Source organism: Chryseobacterium sp. 7 (assembly GCF_003663845.1).
Lineage (GTDB): Bacteria > Bacteroidota > Bacteroidia > Flavobacteriales > Weeksellaceae > Chryseobacterium.
This window is the reverse complement of the sequence record NZ_RCCA01000002.1, coordinates 138,218-157,074: the sequence shown is the minus strand read 5'-3', so window position 1 is coordinate 157,074 and position 18,857 is coordinate 138,218. Positions and strand designations below refer to the sequence as shown.

19 protein-coding genes are annotated in these 18,857 nt (G+C 35.3%); 3 read left to right on the top strand and 16 right to left on the bottom strand.

Features of this window, described 5'->3' with window-relative positions; translation table 11 throughout:
- Positions 1-71: 71 nt before the first annotated feature.
- Positions 72-1,112, bottom strand: a complete 1,041-nt coding sequence (locus CLU97_RS21535) for an NAD(P)H-dependent glycerol-3-phosphate dehydrogenase (protein ID WP_121489923.1) — start codon at positions 1,110-1,112, stop codon at positions 72-74.
- Between the two features lie 224 nt (positions 1,113-1,336).
- On the opposite strand from CLU97_RS21535, the gene CLU97_RS21530 reads away from it, so the two are divergent.
- Positions 1,337-2,368, top strand: a complete 1,032-nt coding sequence (locus CLU97_RS21530) for a M23 family metallopeptidase (RefSeq protein ID WP_121489922.1) — start codon at positions 1,337-1,339, stop codon at positions 2,366-2,368.
- 81 nt (positions 2,369-2,449) lie between these two features.
- Here CLU97_RS21530 and CLU97_RS21525 read toward each other — a convergent pair whose 3' ends face one another.
- From CLU97_RS21525 to CLU97_RS21500, 6 genes are all read right to left on the bottom strand, one after another.
- A complete protein-coding gene (locus CLU97_RS21525; RefSeq protein WP_121489921.1) occupies positions 2,450-3,130 on the bottom strand; it encodes a hypothetical protein in 681 nt (226 codons plus the stop codon).
- 148 nt (positions 3,131-3,278) lie between these two features.
- Positions 3,279-4,451, bottom strand: a complete 1,173-nt coding sequence (locus CLU97_RS21520; RefSeq protein WP_121489962.1) for an MBL fold metallo-hydrolase — start codon at positions 4,449-4,451, stop codon at positions 3,279-3,281.
- Between the two features lie 16 nt (positions 4,452-4,467).
- On the bottom strand, positions 4,468-5,121 hold the full coding sequence (locus CLU97_RS21515) for an NAD(P)-dependent oxidoreductase (protein ID WP_121489920.1): 654 nt from the start codon (positions 5,119-5,121) through the stop codon (positions 4,468-4,470).
- A 57-nt stretch (positions 5,122-5,178) separates the two neighbouring features.
- A complete protein-coding gene (locus CLU97_RS21510) occupies positions 5,179-5,589 on the bottom strand; it encodes an Rrf2 family transcriptional regulator (protein WP_121489919.1) in 411 nt (136 codons plus the stop codon).
- Between the two features lie 65 nt (positions 5,590-5,654).
- Complete coding sequence (locus CLU97_RS21505) at positions 5,655-6,605, bottom strand: hypothetical protein (protein ID WP_121489918.1); 951 nt, start codon at positions 6,603-6,605, stop codon at positions 5,655-5,657.
- Between the two features lie 134 nt (positions 6,606-6,739).
- Positions 6,740-7,174, bottom strand: coding sequence for an FKBP-type peptidyl-prolyl cis-trans isomerase (locus CLU97_RS21500; RefSeq protein WP_121489917.1), 435 nt, complete (start codon positions 7,172-7,174; stop codon positions 6,740-6,742).
- Between the two features lie 294 nt (positions 7,175-7,468).
- Between CLU97_RS21500 and CLU97_RS21495 the strand changes: the two genes are divergently transcribed.
- The gene (locus tag CLU97_RS21495) at positions 7,469-8,476 is read left to right on the top strand and encodes a catalase (protein ID WP_121489916.1); all 1,008 of its coding nucleotides are present in this window, start codon (positions 7,469-7,471) and stop codon (positions 8,474-8,476) included.
- A 240-nt stretch (positions 8,477-8,716) separates the two neighbouring features.
- Here CLU97_RS21495 and CLU97_RS21490 read toward each other — a convergent pair whose 3' ends face one another.
- From CLU97_RS21490 to CLU97_RS21450, 9 genes are all read right to left on the bottom strand, one after another.
- A complete protein-coding gene (locus CLU97_RS21490) occupies positions 8,717-9,130 on the bottom strand; it encodes a DUF1348 family protein (protein WP_121489915.1) in 414 nt (137 codons plus the stop codon).
- A gap of 3 nt (positions 9,131-9,133) precedes the next feature.
- Positions 9,134-9,661, bottom strand: coding sequence for a TetR/AcrR family transcriptional regulator (locus CLU97_RS21485; RefSeq protein ID WP_121489914.1), 528 nt, complete (start codon positions 9,659-9,661; stop codon positions 9,134-9,136).
- A 371-nt stretch (positions 9,662-10,032) separates the two neighbouring features.
- The gene (locus tag CLU97_RS21480) at positions 10,033-11,079 is read right to left on the bottom strand and encodes a TerC/Alx family metal homeostasis membrane protein (RefSeq protein ID WP_121489913.1); all 1,047 of its coding nucleotides are present in this window, start codon (positions 11,077-11,079) and stop codon (positions 10,033-10,035) included.
- A gap of 85 nt (positions 11,080-11,164) precedes the next feature.
- Positions 11,165-11,773, bottom strand: a complete 609-nt coding sequence (locus CLU97_RS21475) for a TerD family protein (protein WP_121489912.1) — start codon at positions 11,771-11,773, stop codon at positions 11,165-11,167.
- A gap of 68 nt (positions 11,774-11,841) precedes the next feature.
- Complete coding sequence (locus CLU97_RS21470; protein ID WP_121489911.1) at positions 11,842-12,789, bottom strand: hypothetical protein; 948 nt, start codon at positions 12,787-12,789, stop codon at positions 11,842-11,844.
- Between the two features lie 16 nt (positions 12,790-12,805).
- Positions 12,806-13,981 carry a toxic anion resistance protein gene (locus CLU97_RS21465; RefSeq protein WP_183084656.1) on the bottom strand — a complete coding sequence of 392 codons (1,176 nt, stop codon included), beginning with the start codon at positions 13,979-13,981 and terminating at the stop codon, positions 12,806-12,808.
- 2 nt (positions 13,982-13,983) lie between these two features.
- On the bottom strand, positions 13,984-14,541 hold the full coding sequence (locus tag CLU97_RS21460; RefSeq protein ID WP_121489910.1) for a TerD family protein: 558 nt from the start codon (positions 14,539-14,541) through the stop codon (positions 13,984-13,986).
- A complete protein-coding gene (locus CLU97_RS21455) occupies positions 14,531-15,355 on the bottom strand; it encodes a phosphoribosyltransferase family protein (RefSeq protein WP_121489909.1) in 825 nt (274 codons plus the stop codon). The genes CLU97_RS21460 and CLU97_RS21455 overlap by 11 nt, the downstream gene beginning before the upstream one ends.
- An 8-nt stretch (positions 15,356-15,363) precedes the next feature.
- The gene (locus CLU97_RS21450; RefSeq protein ID WP_121489908.1) at positions 15,364-16,032 is read right to left on the bottom strand and encodes an HAD family hydrolase; all 669 of its coding nucleotides are present in this window, start codon (positions 16,030-16,032) and stop codon (positions 15,364-15,366) included.
- Between the two features lie 628 nt (positions 16,033-16,660).
- Here CLU97_RS21450 and fusA point away from each other — a divergent pair.
- Complete coding sequence (gene fusA, locus CLU97_RS21445; protein ID WP_121489960.1) at positions 16,661-18,727, top strand: elongation factor G; 2,067 nt, start codon at positions 16,661-16,663, stop codon at positions 18,725-18,727.
- Positions 18,728-18,857 lie beyond the last annotated feature (130 nt).

The following is an 18,857-nucleotide window of genomic DNA, read 5'->3' as shown; positions in this document are numbered from 1 at the left end:
GACTGCCCAATACTTAGGTTTATAACTATATTTTATAATAAAATTTTATATCTAAAGTTTTGCTGTTTATTTTAATTCAGCTTTGCCGTTAGTTTCTTAAACTGTTTTTCAGCATTTTTACCTTCATAAAGAATAGCGTATACCGTATCTATAATCGGTAGCTTAAGATTTTTCTGTTTTGCCGTTTTATAAATAGAATCTGCCGCATAATATCCTTCTGCCACCATGTTCATAGACTGAATGGCAGATTTCACCGTATATCCTTTTCCGATAAGGTTTCCAAGATTTCTGTTTCTTGAGAAAAGTGAATAAGCAGTTACCAAAAGGTCTCCCAAATAAGCACTTTCATTCACATCTCTTGGGGCTTCATAGATGGCTTCAAGGAAGGTTTCCATTTCACGGATCGCATTGGAAACAAAAACAGCTGTAAAGTTATCTCCATAGCCTAATCCACTTGCTATTCCTGCTCCGATTGCAAAAATATTTTTAAGAATAGCGCTGTATTCATTTCCTAAAATATCTTTACTTGTTTGTACCTTGATAAAATCTGAACTGAAAATACCTTCAAGTTTTTCAGCAGTTTCATCTTCTACCGTAGCAATCGTAAGGTAAGAAAGTCTTTCCATTGCTACTTCTTCAGCATGACAAGGTCCTGCAATAACAGCCTGGTTTCTGAAACCGATTTTAAATTCATCGCGAAGATAATGAGCTACCACATCATTTACTTTAGGAATAATCCCTTTGATTGCAGAGATAAATATTTTATCAGAGTAATCGCAGGTCATTTTATCTAATGTATCGGAAAGGTAGATTGATGGAGTTGCCAGCACAACAACATCACAGGCAGAAACCAATTCATTAATATCCGTTGTCAGTTTTAAGCTTTTCAGATTAAAGTGAGCAGCCGTAAGATAAGTTGGGTTATGTCCACGTAGCTCAATGGCTCCTTTTACAAATTCACTTCTTACGCACCAGTGTACTACTTTGCAGTTTTCAACAAGCATTTTTACAATTGCGGTAGCAAAACTCCCGCTTCCTACAACTCCTACAGAAATATCCTTTTTATTCTTTTTTGGATTCGAAGATTCTGAAATAATTTTCTTTTTAGCCATAATTGGAATGTGAACTGCAAAGATATTAAAACAAAGACGTAACGCAGAATCTGAAACAATGATAAAAGCTATTTTCTGAAAAAATTAACATTCCAATACAATTAAATAGCTAATTAACCGTTAAATACAGAAAAAACTGAATTTTAATTAAAAATAACTCTCAAAACGTATTTTTAATTAAATTTGCAAGTTCAAAACCGTTTTAACTTACTAAGAGAAGAAATATGAAAAAATTTCTAAACAGCAAGAAGAACGTAAACATTCTCCTCGGAGGACTTTTACTAGTAGTTTTTGCACAAGGTGTATGTATTGCCAAACTCTTTTCTGAAAGAGATGACAAAACCTACGAAGTAAACCTTGTAAAAATAAACACTGAAAAAGACAGTGTAGATTATTTAAAAATGAAAACTGATCTTACTCTTGTAGATCAGACCGTTGGTCAACTTAATTCCTTCCTGAAGTCTAAAGATATTACCAACGAAAAGCTAATGATGCTGGATCAGGACAGTATTTCAAATTCAATTTACCTTTCCAAACAGGCTAACCGATACAGCCAATATCTGATGGATCTTCAGACTAAACTGATGCAGGTTCCTTTAGGTATGCCTACTGACGGATATATTTCCTCTAACTTCGGGATAAGAAAAAACCCAATTCCTTTTAAAACTGTTTACGCTTCTGTAAAAACAAGTGCTGTCGCAGAATCAAAACCAGCCGTTGCCGCCGTTGCAAAGCCTGAAGTCAAAGCTGAACCTGTAGAGAAGATTGTGGAACTTACCGACAGTTATGGAAATAAAAGAGAAGTAAAAGTAATGGTTACTCCAAAAGCGGCTCCTGTGGCTGCTGCGCCAGCTCCTGCTGCTACAAAAGCTGTTGCCGGAACCAATACTACAACCCAAACTGCTGTAGCAGAAAAAAATAATCCACCTGCTGAAGCTGATCAGATGCAGTTCCACAAAGGACTGGACATTGCTGTTGCTTACGGCTCTGATGTGAGGGCTGCTGCTGCGGGAACTATTATTTTCTCTGGGCAGAAAGGAGGTTATGGAAACTGTGTGATTGTTTCTCACGGAAACGGATTGGCTACTTTATACGGACATTTATCTCAGCTTATTGCGAAGGTAAATGATAAAGTAAAAGTAGGCCAGGTAATTGCTAAATCCGGTAACTCCGGACGTTCTACAGGACCTCATCTTCATTATGAAGTACACAAAAACAATACTCCGGTTAATCCGAAATTGTTTATGAATTTATAATAAAAATGGCTGTCTATTTGACAGCCATTTTTTATTTTGATATGACTCCGGATTCCGGATAACTCATAAGTATTTTATTCTTTATGGGAATTCAATATTCAGCATTTTTTTAGTCTTCCTGTCAAATGCTACATTGATAAAAGGGAAAACCTTATCTCTTTGGCTTACTTCTCTTATTAAGATCATCTGTCCCAGATTGGAATTATCCAGAAATTCAAATCCCTGAAACTGTATTTTTGTAATAGGACCTAATTGAGAATCCATTCTTGAAAGTGTCTCTTTAACTACTTCCTTTTTAGGCTTAAATTTCGGCTCAAACATTTCAAGAATCCCGCTGTCATCTTTATTAATCAAAAATGAATTGATTTTATCAATTTCCGGGTATATATCTTTTACTTCCTGCAGTTCTTTCTGAGTAAATGATTTTGTAAAACTGGCCCCGTCTGATAAAAGTAATTTTGTTTTAATAACATCATATTCTCCGGGTTTTTGATTCTGAAAAACTATAAATGCAATATTGGCAGCATTGGATATTGCTCTTTGAGGCTGGCTATTGATCATTTTACTGTCTTTAATCTCCACTTCAAAAAAATCATCGGATTTTCCATTCAGTGTCTGCACTCCTTTCATTGTTTCAACATGACCTCCATAAAACTTAAGAATTTCGTCAACAGATTTTTTATCCTCTGATGTTGTAGCCAATTTACCACAACTAAACATAGACAATAGTAATAATAAAGGCAAAAATTGAATTGATTTCATTTGGTTATTAATTGATTGTAAAAATTTAATTTATAGATTTGAGCCTTTGCTAAGCATAAATTTTAGAAAAGTTTCTATCCCCTAAAGGTATAACCAAATATAATAAAAAAGTACATGTAAAATTTACATGTACTTTTGATTCATATCATTATTTCAAAATTTTAAGAGTTCCTTTTGGATGGGTAAATGTACCATCAGGACCTGCAATATTTGAATATACTATATTTTTATTATAATCCTGAATATGGGTTACATTGAAGCCAAGATGAGGTTCATGCCAATACACCATAAAAACATTCTTCGCTACTTCTACGGCCGTATATTCTACAGTATCGGTACTGTTTTTTGAACTTCCGGCTGTTCCTGTAAACGTCATTGTTTTGTTATCCTTAAAATCAAGAAGGAATTTTACCGTTCCAAAATCTACTTCTACTTTATTCCCGATTGCCGGATAAGGTGATTTCAGATCCCAGGCCATTTCGCCAAAGAAAACTTTCGCTCCCATTCCCAGTTCATCTTTTCCATGAAGATCAGGATATTTTTTTACCATAAAATCTACAACAGCAGAAGATGTTTTGTTTTCAGTGACTGCATGTTTATAGTTTTCCAGATAGTTTTTCACAAAATCAAGAGATTGTGGTGATGTGGAAGGTTCTGCAAAATGGGAAGGAATCACCTGTTCAGGCTTCAATGCTTTCATTGCATCAATCTGCCCCATCCACTGATCTATTGCTTTTGCATTCTGGGTATCTGCCATCCAAAGGTGAGAACCTACAGAAACTGAAATACCGCCCACAATGGTTTTAATAGAAGGAATCCAAAGAAAACTGTGTGCCGGATCTTCCAGATTTTGTCTGATTTCGATTTTGTTTCCTTCAAGATCAGGAATTGAAGTAACTGCTTCAGGAACGGTAATTTCTGATGGAGCATCAGTTTTCAACTGTGGTTTCCATACTCCCATTTTATCATCTTTTGAAGCTGATATCAAAAATGCAGTCTGAGCAGTTGAGATAATCTTTGCATTAGGAAATGCTTTTTTGATGACATCTAACCCGAAATAGAAATCAGGGTCACTGTGAGAAATAAAAACGGTTTTCAGATTTTTTCCTGTTGCTTTTATTTCTTTCACAAGCTGCTCTGCATATTGTTTCTGAAACTGAGCATCTACCAATACGGCGTCTTTATCACCGTAAATAATGGTAGACGTAATGGGAAAAATAGCTTTAGTTCCCGGATTATAAACTTTCACTTTGAGATTCCCGGCGAATATGCTGATAAATCCCAATAGTGCTATTAACGACAATAATTTCTTTTGTATCATTTCTGTTCTTTTTGGATTAATAAGCTGCTGTAAAACGTTCACGGATATGATTATTCTGCTCTAATTCGTCAACTAAAACTACAGCTACATCCTCTACAGACAGACGGCTTCTTCCGTTTTCATCAAATACCGGAGTTTCTAATGAAGTTCTGTATTTCCCTGTTCTTTCGCCTACATTAGCCTGATTCATTTCAATAGCTGGGCTGAAGAATGTCCAATCCAAAGTATTGTTTTCTTTGATTTTGTTTAAATAGTCTCTCGCTGCCTTTGCTCCTGGTTTGTAAGCTTCAGGGAAATCCGGAGTATCTACGATCTGTACATTATCCGGAGTGTAAAGGCTTCCTGCTCCACCTACTACAATCAGTCTTTTTACGCCTGACTGTTCTACTGCTTTCTGAATATTCTCAGAACCATTTAAGAAATCATTGTAAAGATTAGGATTCGTCCATCCTGCGTTGAATGTGCTGATTACAGCATCACTTCCTTTCAATGCTTCAGTAAGCTCGTTTACGTTATTTACGTCAACGCTTTTTGCTGTTACGTTCTCTTGTGTTTTTACTTTTGAGGCATCTCTTACCAAAGCTTCTACTGCATATCCTCTCTCTGCTAATTCTGATACTACGTGTGCTCCTACAAATCCTGTTGCACCGATTACTGCTACTTTTTTCATAATATTTTATTTTAATTAAATTGTAATAAATTTTGTTACATTTAAGGGTAAAAATTTTTATTCAAACTGATCCGTGAATTCCTGTAACGACTTGTCTCCTAAAAAGTTTACCACCAATTGATCTGTTTCTGCAAACAATGTATTTAAATGATTATTAATCTCCTTTCCTACACCACATGCCGGATTGGGATTTTGATTTTTTTTGCCTAATACTTCTGTATTTTTTACTGCTCTATAGATCTCAGAAATTGTGATCGTTTCAGCATTCTTTGACAGTTGAGTTCCCCCTTCTTTTCCCTGTCTGCTTATAATAAGGCCTGCTTCTCTCAATACACTGATTTCCTTTCGGATAATTACCGGATTTACATTGATACTACCGGCAATCCAGTCAGAAGTAAGCCACTCCTGAGGACTTTTCGCCAATAAGGTCATAATATGTACTGCCGTAGCAAATCTTGTATTGTTCATTGTAATTACTCTGCAAAGATAAACATTTTTCAAATGTAACAAAATTTATTACAGTTAAATTTTTCTTAAAGAATTAATTTATCCAGATCTAACAGTAAATAATTGATATTCTGATTGATGGTTCGTGTTGCAGATTGCATCTGATTCAGCATGGCAGCGCGGTTATGAAGATCATCTGCCCTGTAAAATCCTCCATCACTGAAGATAACAGATTTATCCGCTGCATCTTTACTGTCATCAAACTGATAATGAAGCCATCTTTGCTTCATATTTCCGATAATGGAATGTTCTTCTTTGTTGGAAAATTTCTTCTCCGTATACATATACCAGATAAAAGGTGGAAAATTGGGAGATTCCAGTTTCTCTTTCCAGATATCTCTCAAAAGATTTCTTTGATGGATAAATTCCACTTTTTTTCCTTTGGGATTAAGGGTTGCCAGACCAAAACCTGCTCCCAAAATACCTCCTCCGATGCCTATTGCATTATCCCAGCCGTCACTTTTCACTATTCCGCCAGCTATTGAAGAAGCTGCACCGGCAATGATTGAATATAAAATCAGTTTATTATTTCTGGATGAATTCAGATTGTCTACATAGTTTCCGATCTGTGCTACTCTTTCACCTTCACAATCGAATTCTGCGGCTACCGCATCCAGTTCAGTGAGCGCAATGGTAATTCTGCTGTTGATTTTGGTTTTAAGCTGTAATATCCTGACTTGTGAAGTCAGTGAAGAATCTTTTTTAAGCTGAATAATTTTATGCACATCATCCAGATTATTCAAAGCATTTAAAATTAAAATACTCTGATCTGAAAACATTCCGTTAAGATCTTTATTGGCAGTAAGGATAGAATCCGAATTATAAGACGGAAGTTTATTATTATAATTGTACTTAAAAGGAGCTTTACAATAGCTGTCTTTCAGGGTAAGAATATTCTGCTGAATAGCCTGATTTTTTTTGGAAACACAGGAAACCAGCAAGCCAGCAATAGCAAAGAGGTAAAAAAGTTTTTTCATACAGTCATATTTTGTGTTGCCTAATGTATTGTAGAATAAATTTCGTCATTTTCACAATTCATCTATACGAATATAGCACAAATAAAAAAATTTACCTGAAATCAGGTAAATTTTTAATCTATTTTTAAGAAGGATTATTTAATATCAAGCAATTCAACTTCGAAAACAAGGGTACTGTTTGGCCCTATTTCTTTGCTGATTTCCTGATCTCCATACGCTAAATGCGGTGGAATAATAAGTCTCCACTTACTTCCAACCGACATTAATTGAAGAGCTTCTGTCCAACCAGAAATTACTCTGTTTAAAGGGAATGATGCAGGTGTACCTCTTTTTACAGAGCTGTCGAATACTTTACCGGAAATGGTAGTTCCGTGATAGTGGCATTTTACTGTAGATTTAGGACCTGGTTTTGCTCCGTCTCCTTCTGTAATGATTTCATATTGTAAGCCGCTTGGTAACTGCACTACACTTTCTCTTTTACCATACTCTTCCATATATTCTTTACCATCTTTCAGGTTCTTTTCTGCCAATTCTTTTTTACGTTTAAATAACAAATCTGCTACTCCCATATTATAATTTTTTACAAAGATAAGGCTTTTTGGGCTTGGAAGATGGAAGTACGGTAATGGGAGCTTAAAAATAGAATCTCTTTTATATCCACAATAATTTTTTAATTCATTCTTATTTAAAATAATTAAAATCTAAAAATCAATCAGTTAAATAGATTATCAGTTAAAATTCAGCAATCATATTGACTTACTGTTTTTATTTTTCATACTATTTTCCACAAAATTCAAACAATTGTAATACTTTCTTAACACAGATTTCGAAACTTGGCGTTATAATTGAATTTTAAAAACTAAATGCCAAATCCATTACAATATAATAAGAAGTTTGATGAGCTGAATGAAGAGGAAAAAAAACTTCTGGGAATCAATAAAAAAACAATTGCTGATTTTGTTGAACAGTCCTCTTCCATCAGTGATGTCAATTATGCTACCCGGAATGCCCATGCGAAAACATATGCCGCAGCAAAGGGAACATTCTGGATTGAGCCGGATATCCCCGAACTGTTGCAGCCTTATTTCGATAAGGAAAAATTTGATCTTACGATACGGTTTTCCAATGCCCAGCTGAAAATTAAGAATACCAGAAAAGATATTCCGGCTTATGGATTTGCAGTGCAGATCAAGGATGAAAACGGAGTATTATTAGCCAATTATCCATTGGTTAATTTTCCTTTGTTCCCTATTAACTCTGTTTCTGCTTTTCTGAAATTGTTTACAGCAATTAACCGACTTTATATGAAGCAATGGAGAAACTTATTCACCATGTTTCTTCAGTTGGGTAAAATGATTCCTTCTTTGTTTACTGGCGATATGTTCCGTAATATGCTAAAGCTAATTGGAAAAAGAAATGATTTTATTCTTTCATTTGATTATTATTCTGTAGGTGCTTACCGTTTGGGAGATCAGGTTATCAAAATAAAGCTTTCCCCTCAGTCTGTTGATAAAAACGTAGGTAGAAAACAGAAGGTAAAAGATTCGTTACAAAACTATCTGCAAACAAATGATTTCTCGGCTGATGTTTTGATACAGGTCTGCTACGATCTGAAAGACCAGCCCATCAACAAACTTAATGTGGAGTGGAAAAATACTCCTTTTATTAAAATCGGTGAGGTAAAAATTGATAAAAATTCTTTGCTGGATTCCCGTAACTGTAATACTGAGCTTCTTTCATTCAATCCTTTTGAAAGCAAAATCTTTTTTCAGCCTGTAGGAAAAATACAAAAACTTCGTGATGAAGCTTATAAAGTTTCTGTGCAGACAAGGAGAAAAATTAATAAGCTGCTGCATGGGAAAAATGGGTAGAATAATGATGAATGATGAATTTTGAATACAGATGTAAAGCTTTTGTTCAAATAAAAGAGACTGTCTCAAAAGTTAAATAATTTGGTCTATCTCATTGACTGCGTCGAATCTTCAATTTCTAACGAAGGAAGAATCTCATAAATACTCAAATACATGAGATTCTTCACTACATTTCAGAACTTTGTTCGCAGACTTTCAGTCTGTGTTCAGAATGACACTTTTGAGACAACCTCTTCTATTTTATCTGAACTTTCTATCTTCTTCTTTAATAGCCAGATCATTGATGCTTGCATATCTTTTGGCCATCAGCCCATTTTCATCAAATTCCCAGTTTTCATTTCCATAGGCTCTGAACCAGTTTCCGTCTTTTGTCTGATATTCATATTCAAAGCGAACAGCAATACGATTGTCTGTGTGTGCCCAATATTCTTTTTTAAGCTTATAATGAAGTTCTTTTTCCCATTTTTTCTGAAGAAACTCTACAATTTCTTCTCTACCATTCACGAAAGTGTCTCTGTTTCTCCATTCGCTGTCTATGGTATATGCTTTGGAAACTTTTTCAGGATCCTGACTGTTCCATGCATCTTCTGCCAGTTGAATTTTTTCCAGTGCCGTTTCAAGGGTGAAAGGCGGAAGCGGGTGTTTTTGTTCCATAACTTATTGTATTAAATGGGTGACTATTTTTTTTGATTTTTCAATTAATTCATTAGACCTGAAAAGCTGACTTTCTATGATACTGCTTTCAAAAAGCATATAAATATGATCGGAAAGTTCATTATCATTCAGTAATTCTAAAAAATAGTTTCTGAGATCTGCTTTATGAGACTGAATTACACTCAGAATTTTGGTATTATCCATCGGTATTTCCGATAGAATATTCAGAAAGCTACATCCTCTGAAGTTTTCCTTCTCGTTCATATAGATCAGAAAATCAAAAGCTTTGATAATCTTGGATTTTGAATCTTTTTCTTTTGCTAAAAAGTTATTAAGTTCGCCAAACCAATATGCATGTCTCACATTCAAAAATTCTACACACAGATCTTCTTTGGATTTAAAATGTTGATAAAAGCTGGCTCTGGCTACTTCTGCTTCGGAGATAATCTGATTGATTCCGGTAGAATTATAACCTTGTCTGGCAAACAATTGAAATGTGGTTTCTATGATTCTTTCTCTTGGAGATTTCATATGCTTTTCTTTTCTGGAACAAATGTATGAAAAAACATTAAATACAGACCAGTCTGTCTATTTTTATTTTTAAAATATTTTTTTTGGGAAGTAAGACTGGAAAGCGCAAAGGCGCAAAATTTTTATAGATACAGTGTAATAAGGACGCAAGGATTTTATCTCTGATAAAATTTATTACCGCTAATAATGGCATTGAATAAAGCTAATAATTGAGAAGTAACCTTGCCGAAAATCTTTGATTTTCTCGCGTCTTAAAAAGCAGCATAATTTTTATCTTCTTTGCGCCCTTTAGTTCTTCCAACAAAAAAATTGCAAAACAAAAAAGCCTCCAGAGCAATACTCCAGAGGCTTTTCAAATATTTTAAATATAATTATTTTTCTTCTAACTCTTCTTTCTTTTCTTCTTCTTTTTCAGGGAAGATGATGGATAAGAGAACAGAGATCACCAATACTCCTCCTACAATTCCTAATGAAACCGGAGACGGAATATGAATCCATGGTGCAATAAGCATTTTAACTCCAATGAAAGAAAGGATAATCGCCAATCCGTATGGAAGTTTGCTGAACATGTGGATAAAGTTTGCTAACAGGAAATACAGTGATCTTAATCCTAAAATAGCAAAGATATTCGATGTGTAAAGGATCAACGGGTCATTTGAAATGGCAAAAATAGCCGGAATGGAATCTACCGCAAAAAGAACGTCTGTAAACTCAATAACCCCTACCACTACTAAAAGAGGTGTAGCCATTTTGATTCCGTTTTGGATGGTGAAGAACTTATCTCCATCATAGTTATCGGAAACCTTCCAGAAACTTTTGATCAGTCTTGCTCCTGCTGTATTACTATAATCTTCATCGTCATCATCGTCACCATCACCCCATGATTTAATCCCCGCATAGACAAGGAATAATCCGAACAATGTCATGACAACGTTGATTTTTACTGCTTCTCCGAAGATATTCATTTCAGGAAGATAAGTCAGATTGATTAATCCTACTCCTGCAAAAATGAATATAGCTCTGAAGATCAATGCTCCAATGATTCCCCAGAAAAGAACTTTGTGATGAAGGTATTTCGGAACTTTAAAGAAACCGAAAACGAGGATAAATACAAATAAATTATCCACAGAAAGTGCTTTTTCAATCCAATAGGCAGCCTGATACTGTGTAAATTTCTCAACAGCCAAGGCATGGCTTTCAGGACTTCCATCGGTATTGAATACCCAATATACCACTCCTGAAAAAACCATTGAAAGCGAGATCCATACGATAGACCAGATAGTAGCTTCTTTGGAAGAGACTTCATGACTTTTTTTATTAAATACCCCTAAGTCCAGGAGCAGCATGATAACAACCGTTACCGCAAATCCCCACACCAGACCTGGGTGCAGTTCTAAAATACTTTGATGTTTTTCCACTTGAGTTATGTTATTATATGATAAAAGCAATAGATGCACAGAGTACAAATATTGCTATTTTATTTATCTTTTGATTGTCAATTGATTATAGATAATTCATCTGTACCGTTTGGATCGTCTGCTCCAGCTTTTTATCTGCTGTAGGATCTCCGATTGCATTGAATTTCCACTCTCCGTTTCTCTTATAGAAAACACCCATTACCATGGCAACGTGACCACCGAAAGAAGAATCATTTGCAATATCATATTTTGCAAAAACTTCTCTTACATTGGTAGGCGTTCCTTCATAAATACGGATGGAAGCAAAAGGAATGGTTCCGAAGTCCTGACCTCTGTAGCTGTTCAGTACCATTGCCACATGCTCTACATTCGGCTCCAGCTGGCTGAAATCTACTGTGATTACTTCGTTATCCAATCCGTCATCTCCATCTACGTCACCTGTAAGGTCATCTCCACTATGTCTTACAGATCCGTTTTTGGATTTAAGGTTTCCGAAATAGATTACTTCAGTCACGTTTTTGTTTGAATCATATAAAATACAGCTTCCGTCTAAGTCTACTGCTTCTTTTTTAGTCCCAAAAAATCCTTTCTTTTCAATTGCTCCCCAGTTGATTCCTACACAAGCCTGGGAAAGTTCAGCACCATTTTCTTTTTTAAGGTTAATTCTCTGACCTTTTTGTAAGTTGATAGCCATTTTTTTATGTTTAGTTGTTATTTACATTTTTGCAAAAAAGTGAATCTTCTTTGCTTTCAAATTTCGTCTTATTTGTTGTTCAAATTCAAATTAAGCATTGCCCGCAGAATATTGGTTTCTTCATCGAAGTCAAATATTTTGCTCATAATGTCCATATTTTCAAGGTTTTTGATGTAATCTTTCAAAACACCTTCTACTTCTGCCGGTAATGTACGCTTTCTTTCGTTCATACTATGTTCCAGCTGTTCATTTTTAATTTTCAGCTGATCAATTATAGAACTCTGATTGGATTGATTTTCAGAAGTATCCAGTTTATCCAGTTCTTTATCAAAAAGATATAATTTCTTTTCGTCTACACTGAAAATAAAATGATCATCAGACTGAAAGATTTTGAAAAGTTCATAATCATGGGTTCCAATGAGGTAACCACAAACAAAACGGACCTTAAACCCCTGTATATTAAGCCTTCCTAACAGTTTTCTTTCAATGGAATAATCTTTATACTGATACGCAGGAAATGAACCGGATTTCAGCAGCGTTTCGTCTGCATCTGTTCTATAAAATTCCTGGGTATATTTTTTATGAAAGTATAATACATTCTCCCAATTGGCTGTAAAACTATCTTCCGTAAGGTCTTTATACAATGTTTTCAGATGTTGGGAAAATATACCACTGTACATTTTCCTGTCGGTTTGAAAGCTGTCCACCTGTCTTTCCTCAAAACCTGAAATATATTTACCATTGATGTTAATTTCATTAATGACAGCCAGCATATCATTTTCCTTCTGTTTTTTAATTTTAGTCAGAAGTTCTATGAGGCTGTCCGTATACTGCAGGTGGAAAAGCTCCAGTTTATTGTAATCTAAAGCCGTATTTTCCTGGAACAGATTGTGAATAATATCTGTTTTGATGTAAATAGATATAATATCAATATGTTCAAAAAAATTCGCGAGAAGCTTAAGCTTTGTTAATCTTCTTTTGCTTTGCGACAATATGGTTGCTGCATCATCCCCCACCTTAGTATGCTATAAATTAACCTCTGACATTTGCTTTAAGTTCGTGCTCCAATGTCTGAAGATCCTGATCCAGTTTTCTTCTGTTATCTGCTCCCTGTTTCTGGATTTGTTTCACTTCATTCAATGTATTGATTAACATTGACGTTGTTTCTTTCAATGTTTCTACAGATACAATAGTCTGCTCATTAGCTCTGGCAACATTTATTGAGTTCTGGCCAAGACGCTCTGCATTCTTTCTTAAGATCTCTTCTGTAGTAGAAGATACTTTCTGCTGAATTTCAATATTTTGCTGTTGTCTGTACATCGCTACAGCCAATGAAAGCTGGTTTTTCCAAACAGGAAGTGTAGTGGTAAGAATCGTTTGTGCCTTTTCAGCAATGGAAACGTTGTTATTCTGTACCAGTCTGATCTGTGGAAGCGACTGCATCATGATCACGCGTACCACTTTAAGATCTGCCATTCTTCTGTCTAACCTTGCAATGAAATCTCTCTTATCAGCAATCTGATAATCCTGAAAATCCTGAGGACTGGCCTCCATTTGAGCCAATTCTACTGCAGCTCTTTCCATTCTTATATTTCCTGCAATCACAAGACCTTCAATCTGTTTGATAGAATTCACATTACTTTCAAAAATAGTCTGAAGTACAGCATTATCTTTTGTAGAAGTGATGATTCCTGCATTTACTTTGTAAGAGATCTGCTCAATATTGTTGATGATCTTGTCATACTTTGCAAATAAGTTCTCTACCTGAGTCATTACCTTCTTCATGAAAGGCAATTTACTCAGGAAGCTTTTTACTTTATTTCCGTTAAGCTCGTCCACATCTACATAGTTAAGCTCTACCAAAAGATCATTGATAAGTCCTCCTACTTCTCCTGAGTTTGACCTTCTTACATTTCCTAAGAAACTGTCACTCTGATTGGTTAAAGTTTTCTGAAGCTCCGCTCCGAAATTCACGATGGAACCTGGGTTTGCTTCATCAATAGAGTTCGCAAGAACTTCATATTTCTCACGTTCTTCTGACTGCAGCTGAGTAAGATTTACATTTCCCTCTCTATCCACAAGAACTGCCGGTGCTGCATTCTGAACAGGCTGGGCCGGAGTTGGAGGAACCATTGGTGTAGGTTCAAAGGTTTTAAGAGGTTCTATTGATCCTAGTGGATCTATGGGTTGATTTTCCTGATTGTCCATGATTACTTCTGATAAATTGATACAAATTTGTCAAGGCCGTCTCTTTGTCCTGCACCCACAGCCTCAAATTTCCATTCTCCGTTTCTGTTGTAGATTCTTCCGAATTCTACAGCGGTTTCGATTGAGAAATCTTCGTCCAGTTCATATTTCAAGATCTCTTCATTCGTATCCGTATTGAAAATTCTGATGAAAGAATTTCTTACCTGTCCAAAGTTTTGTTTTCTTGATTCTGCTTCGTGAATGGTTACTACTACTGTAATTTCCTTAATCGCATCATCTATTTTTGTAAGATCAATCTTGATCTGCTCATCATCACCTGATCCTTCTCCTGTAAGGTTATCTCCTGTGTGGATTACAGATTTGTCTGGAGACTCAAGGTTGTTATAGAAAATAAAGTGATTATCTGAAACTAATTTTTTGTCGTCCCCAAGCAAAAATAAAGAAGCATCAAGGTCGAAAGCCGTTCCTGTAGAAGTATTATTGATATCCCATCCTAAACCTACAGTAAATTTAGGTGCGTTAATATTTTCTCTTTGTCCTTTTTGTAAGTTAATAGCCATAATATAATTCCGTTTGTGTTAAAGTATTGATGTTATTTTCGTATTCTTTTATTAAATGATAATTGTTACTGATAGCAAGCTCCAAAAGCAGGTCCATCTGTTCTTTTTTTACTTTAGACGTAAGATAATCAAAATTACTTGAATCCAGTCCTAAAATATATTTTACAATCCTTGTGTTGAACTGAAAACTTTCTTTATTCATCACTTCTGCAACATGGTTTACATTTTTTACTGCATAATAGTTGAAAAAATTTTCAATCTTCGGGTCAAGGTCAAAATTCATCAGTTCTGCGTAATACAGGAACATAAAGTCTGCTTCCACACTATATTCATCCAGGATTCTGTTCACTGTATATTCATGACTTCCCGTGATTTTTATATCGTCTATAAAAATACAAAGTTTTCCTCTCAAAAAGTCCTTATCAATGTAATAAGTGTCATTTGCGATCAGATTTTTACGATCTTCGAAATTAAGATTCCCGTAATCTGTGATATAAGTATGATTTCTGTTGATTTTAGATAAAATACTTGACTTTTTCCCTTTCTGAAACAGATAAAAATCCAGGTGTTTTTTAAAGTAAAAGCATAAAAAATTGGATGCTGTAGGAATCGCCATGTATGGACTTGGCAACACTACAATTTCTTTATCTGTATTTAAAAGTTCTGCATTTTCAGAAATAAATCCGTCAAATAATTCTCTTGCAAATTTTTCAGCATACGACTTATCGCCATACTTGAAATAGCTGTATTCTGCAGGTAAGAAAGTAAACTCATCTGCCGAATGAATGTGGTGTAAGCTGTATCTTGTATTCATGTTTATTTTTAGTGTTTAAGTAAATGGGCACTGAAACCAAAGTTCTTTGCTCCCTGATAATCTGCTACAGGATTGTCTCCGATGTGCAGAATCTGATCGAGCGGCAAGTCTTGATCTTCGATCTTATTCTTCACTTCCTGAAAAATTAGCGGGTTCGGTTTGGAACAGTTAATCTCATCAGAATAGATATGAAAATCAATGTACTGATCCAGGTTTTCATGGATTAGAAATTTCCTCATTGTTTTTCCTTTAATAAATCCTGTATTGCTCAGAATATTAATGGTTTTTCCCTGGTTTTTTATATCCTCAAAAAAATTATGAATATTTTCAAAAATCACAACTGGTTTATACTCCAGAAACAATTCTTCACTTTTGTTGTAAAATTCATTGAGCTTTTCTTTATTCAAAAGTTTCACATCAACATCTAAAGCACCCAAAATCATCAGATAAATTTCAAAAGTATCAATATTTCCTCCTGTCACCTCATTGATCGTATTACAAAGATCATCGTAATATTTTACAGTTTTCGCAACCTCTTCTATTGGCTTATCTACGTTAAAAAATGAGGAGAACAGCTCAACTCTTTTTGCTTTAAATTCAGGATGAGATTTGATTAAAGTGAGCCACAGGTCAAAGGAAAAATGACAGTGGTTTTGAATGTCGATATCTGTTTTCAATAGGTTTTAAGTTAAAAGTTTTTATTTAGCTTCTTGAAAAAGATTTAAAATTTTCATTCATCAAAAAGTGTTTATAAGACTATTCTTCCCAAAGATAAAATTTTTATCATAAAAGCATTACGTTCGTTCTCTGTTTTAAGATATTTTTATGAAAAATGATAAATTTAGAAGCCCTCAAAGAAGGTAATTGAAAAACCGTTTAATGTCCTTTTCCAAAAAATATTTGGAAAAATTCTTTGGAAATCAAAAAAATATTATAATTTCGCAACCGATTAAAAATCAACAATGTCAACAAAAATGATAAATATTATAACTTTAAGCAATCCTGTCAGAGCTGTGTTCTTTGGCAGCACTGAATATTTATCTGAATAGTTCTATAGATCTTTTATAATAAAAAATATATTGAAGACCTGTCTATTCGGATAGGTCTTTTTTGCTGCCCTAATTTCAGACTTTAACAATTTAGGAAAATTCTGCTGTTTGTTAAGATCTCTGAAAATTTTTCTTCGATACAAAATACAAAAAAATGTTTTGCCGGCTTCATAAGACCGGAGTGTATTTTGTGCTCATTTTTTTCAGAATCTTTTCTAGGCACAGATCTAAAAATCAACAATTTAAATCAAACAAAATGAAATACAACACACGAAATATAGGGATTATAGCACACGTAGATGCAGGAAAAACAACGTTATCAGAAAGACTTTTGTATTACACAGGACTCATTCATAAAATCGGTAATGTAGATGACGGAAATACTACCATGGATAAAGACATCCAGGAAAGAAACAGAGGAATTACCATTTCATCCGCTGCAGTTTCTACAGCATGGAAAAAAGACAATAAAGTGTATAATATCAACATTATTGATACGCCGGGACACATTGATTTTGCAGTGGAAGTAGAACGTTCCTTAAGAGTTCTGGACAGCGTTGTCGCCGTTTTCTGTGCTTCATCAGGGGTACAGCCACAGACTGAAAATGTTTGGTTCCAGGCTGAAAAGCACGGAACATCCAAAATCTGTTTCATCAATAAAATGGACAGAATTGGGGCAGATTTCTTTGGAGTTCTCAATGAGATAAAAACCAAGCTGAATGCTGTTCCTCTTGCTCTTCAGATTCCGATTGGGGCTGAAGTCCATTTTGAAGGCGTTATTGATCTTGTCAAAATGAAAGCATTATACTGGACTGATGAAAATGGTGAAACTATTGTGGAAAAGGAAATTCCCGGTCATTCTATTGCTGAAGCTGATCAATACAGGATAAAGTTAATGGAAACTCTTGCAGAAAATGATGAGATGTTCTTTGATATTTTTATGTATACTGAACAAACAGTCACTGTTGAAATGATTTCAGAATCTATACAAAGAGTCTGCAGATCCGGAGCAGCTGTTCCCGTTTTATGCGGTTCTGCTTTTAAGAATAAAGGAATTCAGCCTCTTCTTGATGCTGTGGTTACTTATCTTCCGGCTCCGGACCAGCTTGCTGATCTTCAAGGGAAAGATCCTCAAACGGAAGAAACGGTGACATTGGAAAGAAATGAAAGGGCTGCTTTTTCAGGGCTTGTTTTCAAAGTTGTCATTGATAAGCATATGGGAAGACTGGCTATGCTTCGTGTGTATTCCGGAAGGATACAATCCGGAGATACGATATTGAACGTAAGGACGGGTGAAAGTTTCAGAATTTCGAGAATTTTACAAATGCAGTCTGATAAAACGTTATCTATGGAAGAAGCTAAAGCAGGAGATATTGTTGCTTTAACGGGAATAAAGGATGCCAAAACCGGAGATTCTTTATCTTCTCTGGATCAACCGGTATTACTGGAAGCCATCACAATTCCAACTCCTGTTATCAGAGTTGCTATCGAGCCAAAAACCAATGGTGATGAGAAATCTTTCGGTTTGGTATTGGCAAAAATTCAGGAAGAAGATCCTTCTTTGGTGGTTGAAAGAGACCAGCAGACCGGGGAAACTTTATTAAGTGGATTAGGAGAACTTCATCTTGAGGTTACTTTGGAGAAAATCCGTCTGAATCATGGTATTGAAGTTAATCAGGGAAAACCTAAAGTTTCTTACCGTGAGATCTTAACGGAAACCAAAGTTCACAGAGAAAAGCTTTCCAAGCAAAACGGAGGAAGCGGTCAGTTTGCTGATATTACTTTTGAAATCGGACCAGGAAATGACCATGAACATGGATTGGAGTTCGTCAATATGATCAAAGGAGGTGTTATTCCTACCGAATTCATTCCTTCTGTTGAAAAAGGATTCAGGGAAGCTATGGATCATGGACCACTGAAAGGATATCCTCTGGAAAATATGAAGGTGACTCTTCTGGATGGCTCTTTCCATGCTCAGGATTCTGCGGCATTTGATTTTGAGATAGTCGCAAGAGAAGGATTCAAAGCAGCAGCCAAAGGATGTAGTCCTAAACTGATGGAACCTATCATGCAGGTAGAAATCCAGAGTATTGAGGAATACACAGGTGCTGTCACTGCGGACATTAACAGAAGAAGAGGAATCATTACTTCAATTGATGAAAAATCGGGAAGAAAGATGTTTGCAGCGGAAGTTCCGTTAGCTTCAACTTTCGGGTACATTTCTGACCTGAGAACATTGACGAGCGGAAGAGCTTCCATCAGCATGAAATTATCACACTATGCTTTAGTGCCTGATTTTATCGCGAATACATTAATAACCTAAACAAGCAAGGACTGTAGATTTTTCTTACAGTCCTTGTCTGGTTATGAGGTATATCGTGAATCGTCAATTCGCTGCGCTTGTCAATTTTTTCTGCAATACAAAAATTCACTATTCACTTGCGAAGCAAAAT

Excerpts from the sequence above, each read along its gene's own strand:
- CLU97_RS21535 (WP_121489923.1), bottom strand. The coding sequence starts at position 1,112 with ATGGCTAAAAAGAAAATTATTTCAGAATCTTCGAATCCAAAAAAGAAT.
- CLU97_RS21530 (WP_121489922.1), top strand. The coding sequence starts at position 1,337 with ATGAAAAAATTTCTAAACAGCAAGAAGAACGTAAACATTCTCCTCGGA.
- CLU97_RS21525 (WP_121489921.1), bottom strand. The coding sequence starts at position 3,130 with ATGAAATCAATTCAATTTTTGCCTTTATTATTACTATTGTCTATGTTT.
- CLU97_RS21520 (WP_121489962.1), bottom strand. The coding sequence starts at position 4,451 with ATGATACAAAAGAAATTATTGTCGTTAATAGCACTATTGGGATTTATC.
- CLU97_RS21515 (WP_121489920.1), bottom strand. The coding sequence starts at position 5,121 with ATGAAAAAAGTAGCAGTAATCGGTGCAACAGGATTTGTAGGAGCACAC.
- CLU97_RS21510 (WP_121489919.1), bottom strand. The coding sequence starts at position 5,589 with ATGAACAATACAAGATTTGCTACGGCAGTACATATTATGACCTTATTG.
- CLU97_RS21505 (WP_121489918.1), bottom strand. The coding sequence starts at position 6,605 with ATGAAAAAACTTTTTTACCTCTTTGCTATTGCTGGCTTGCTGGTTTCC.
- CLU97_RS21500 (WP_121489917.1), bottom strand. The coding sequence starts at position 7,174 with ATGGGAGTAGCAGATTTGTTATTTAAACGTAAAAAAGAATTGGCAGAA.
- CLU97_RS21495 (WP_121489916.1), top strand. The coding sequence starts at position 7,469 with ATGCCAAATCCATTACAATATAATAAGAAGTTTGATGAGCTGAATGAA.
- CLU97_RS21490 (WP_121489915.1), bottom strand. The coding sequence starts at position 9,130 with ATGGAACAAAAACACCCGCTTCCGCCTTTCACCCTTGAAACGGCACTG.
- CLU97_RS21485 (WP_121489914.1), bottom strand. The coding sequence starts at position 9,661 with ATGAAATCTCCAAGAGAAAGAATCATAGAAACCACATTTCAATTGTTT.
- CLU97_RS21475 (WP_121489912.1), bottom strand. The coding sequence starts at position 11,773 with ATGGCTATCAACTTACAAAAAGGTCAGAGAATTAACCTTAAAAAAGAA.
- CLU97_RS21465 (WP_183084656.1), bottom strand. The coding sequence starts at position 13,981 with ATGGACAATCAGGAAAATCAACCCATAGATCCACTAGGATCAATAGAA.
- CLU97_RS21460 (WP_121489910.1), bottom strand. The coding sequence starts at position 14,541 with ATGGCTATTAACTTACAAAAAGGACAAAGAGAAAATATTAACGCACCT.
- CLU97_RS21455 (WP_121489909.1), bottom strand. The coding sequence starts at position 15,355 with ATGAATACAAGATACAGCTTACACCACATTCATTCGGCAGATGAGTTT.
- fusA (WP_121489960.1), top strand. The coding sequence starts at position 16,661 with ATGAAATACAACACACGAAATATAGGGATTATAGCACACGTAGATGCA.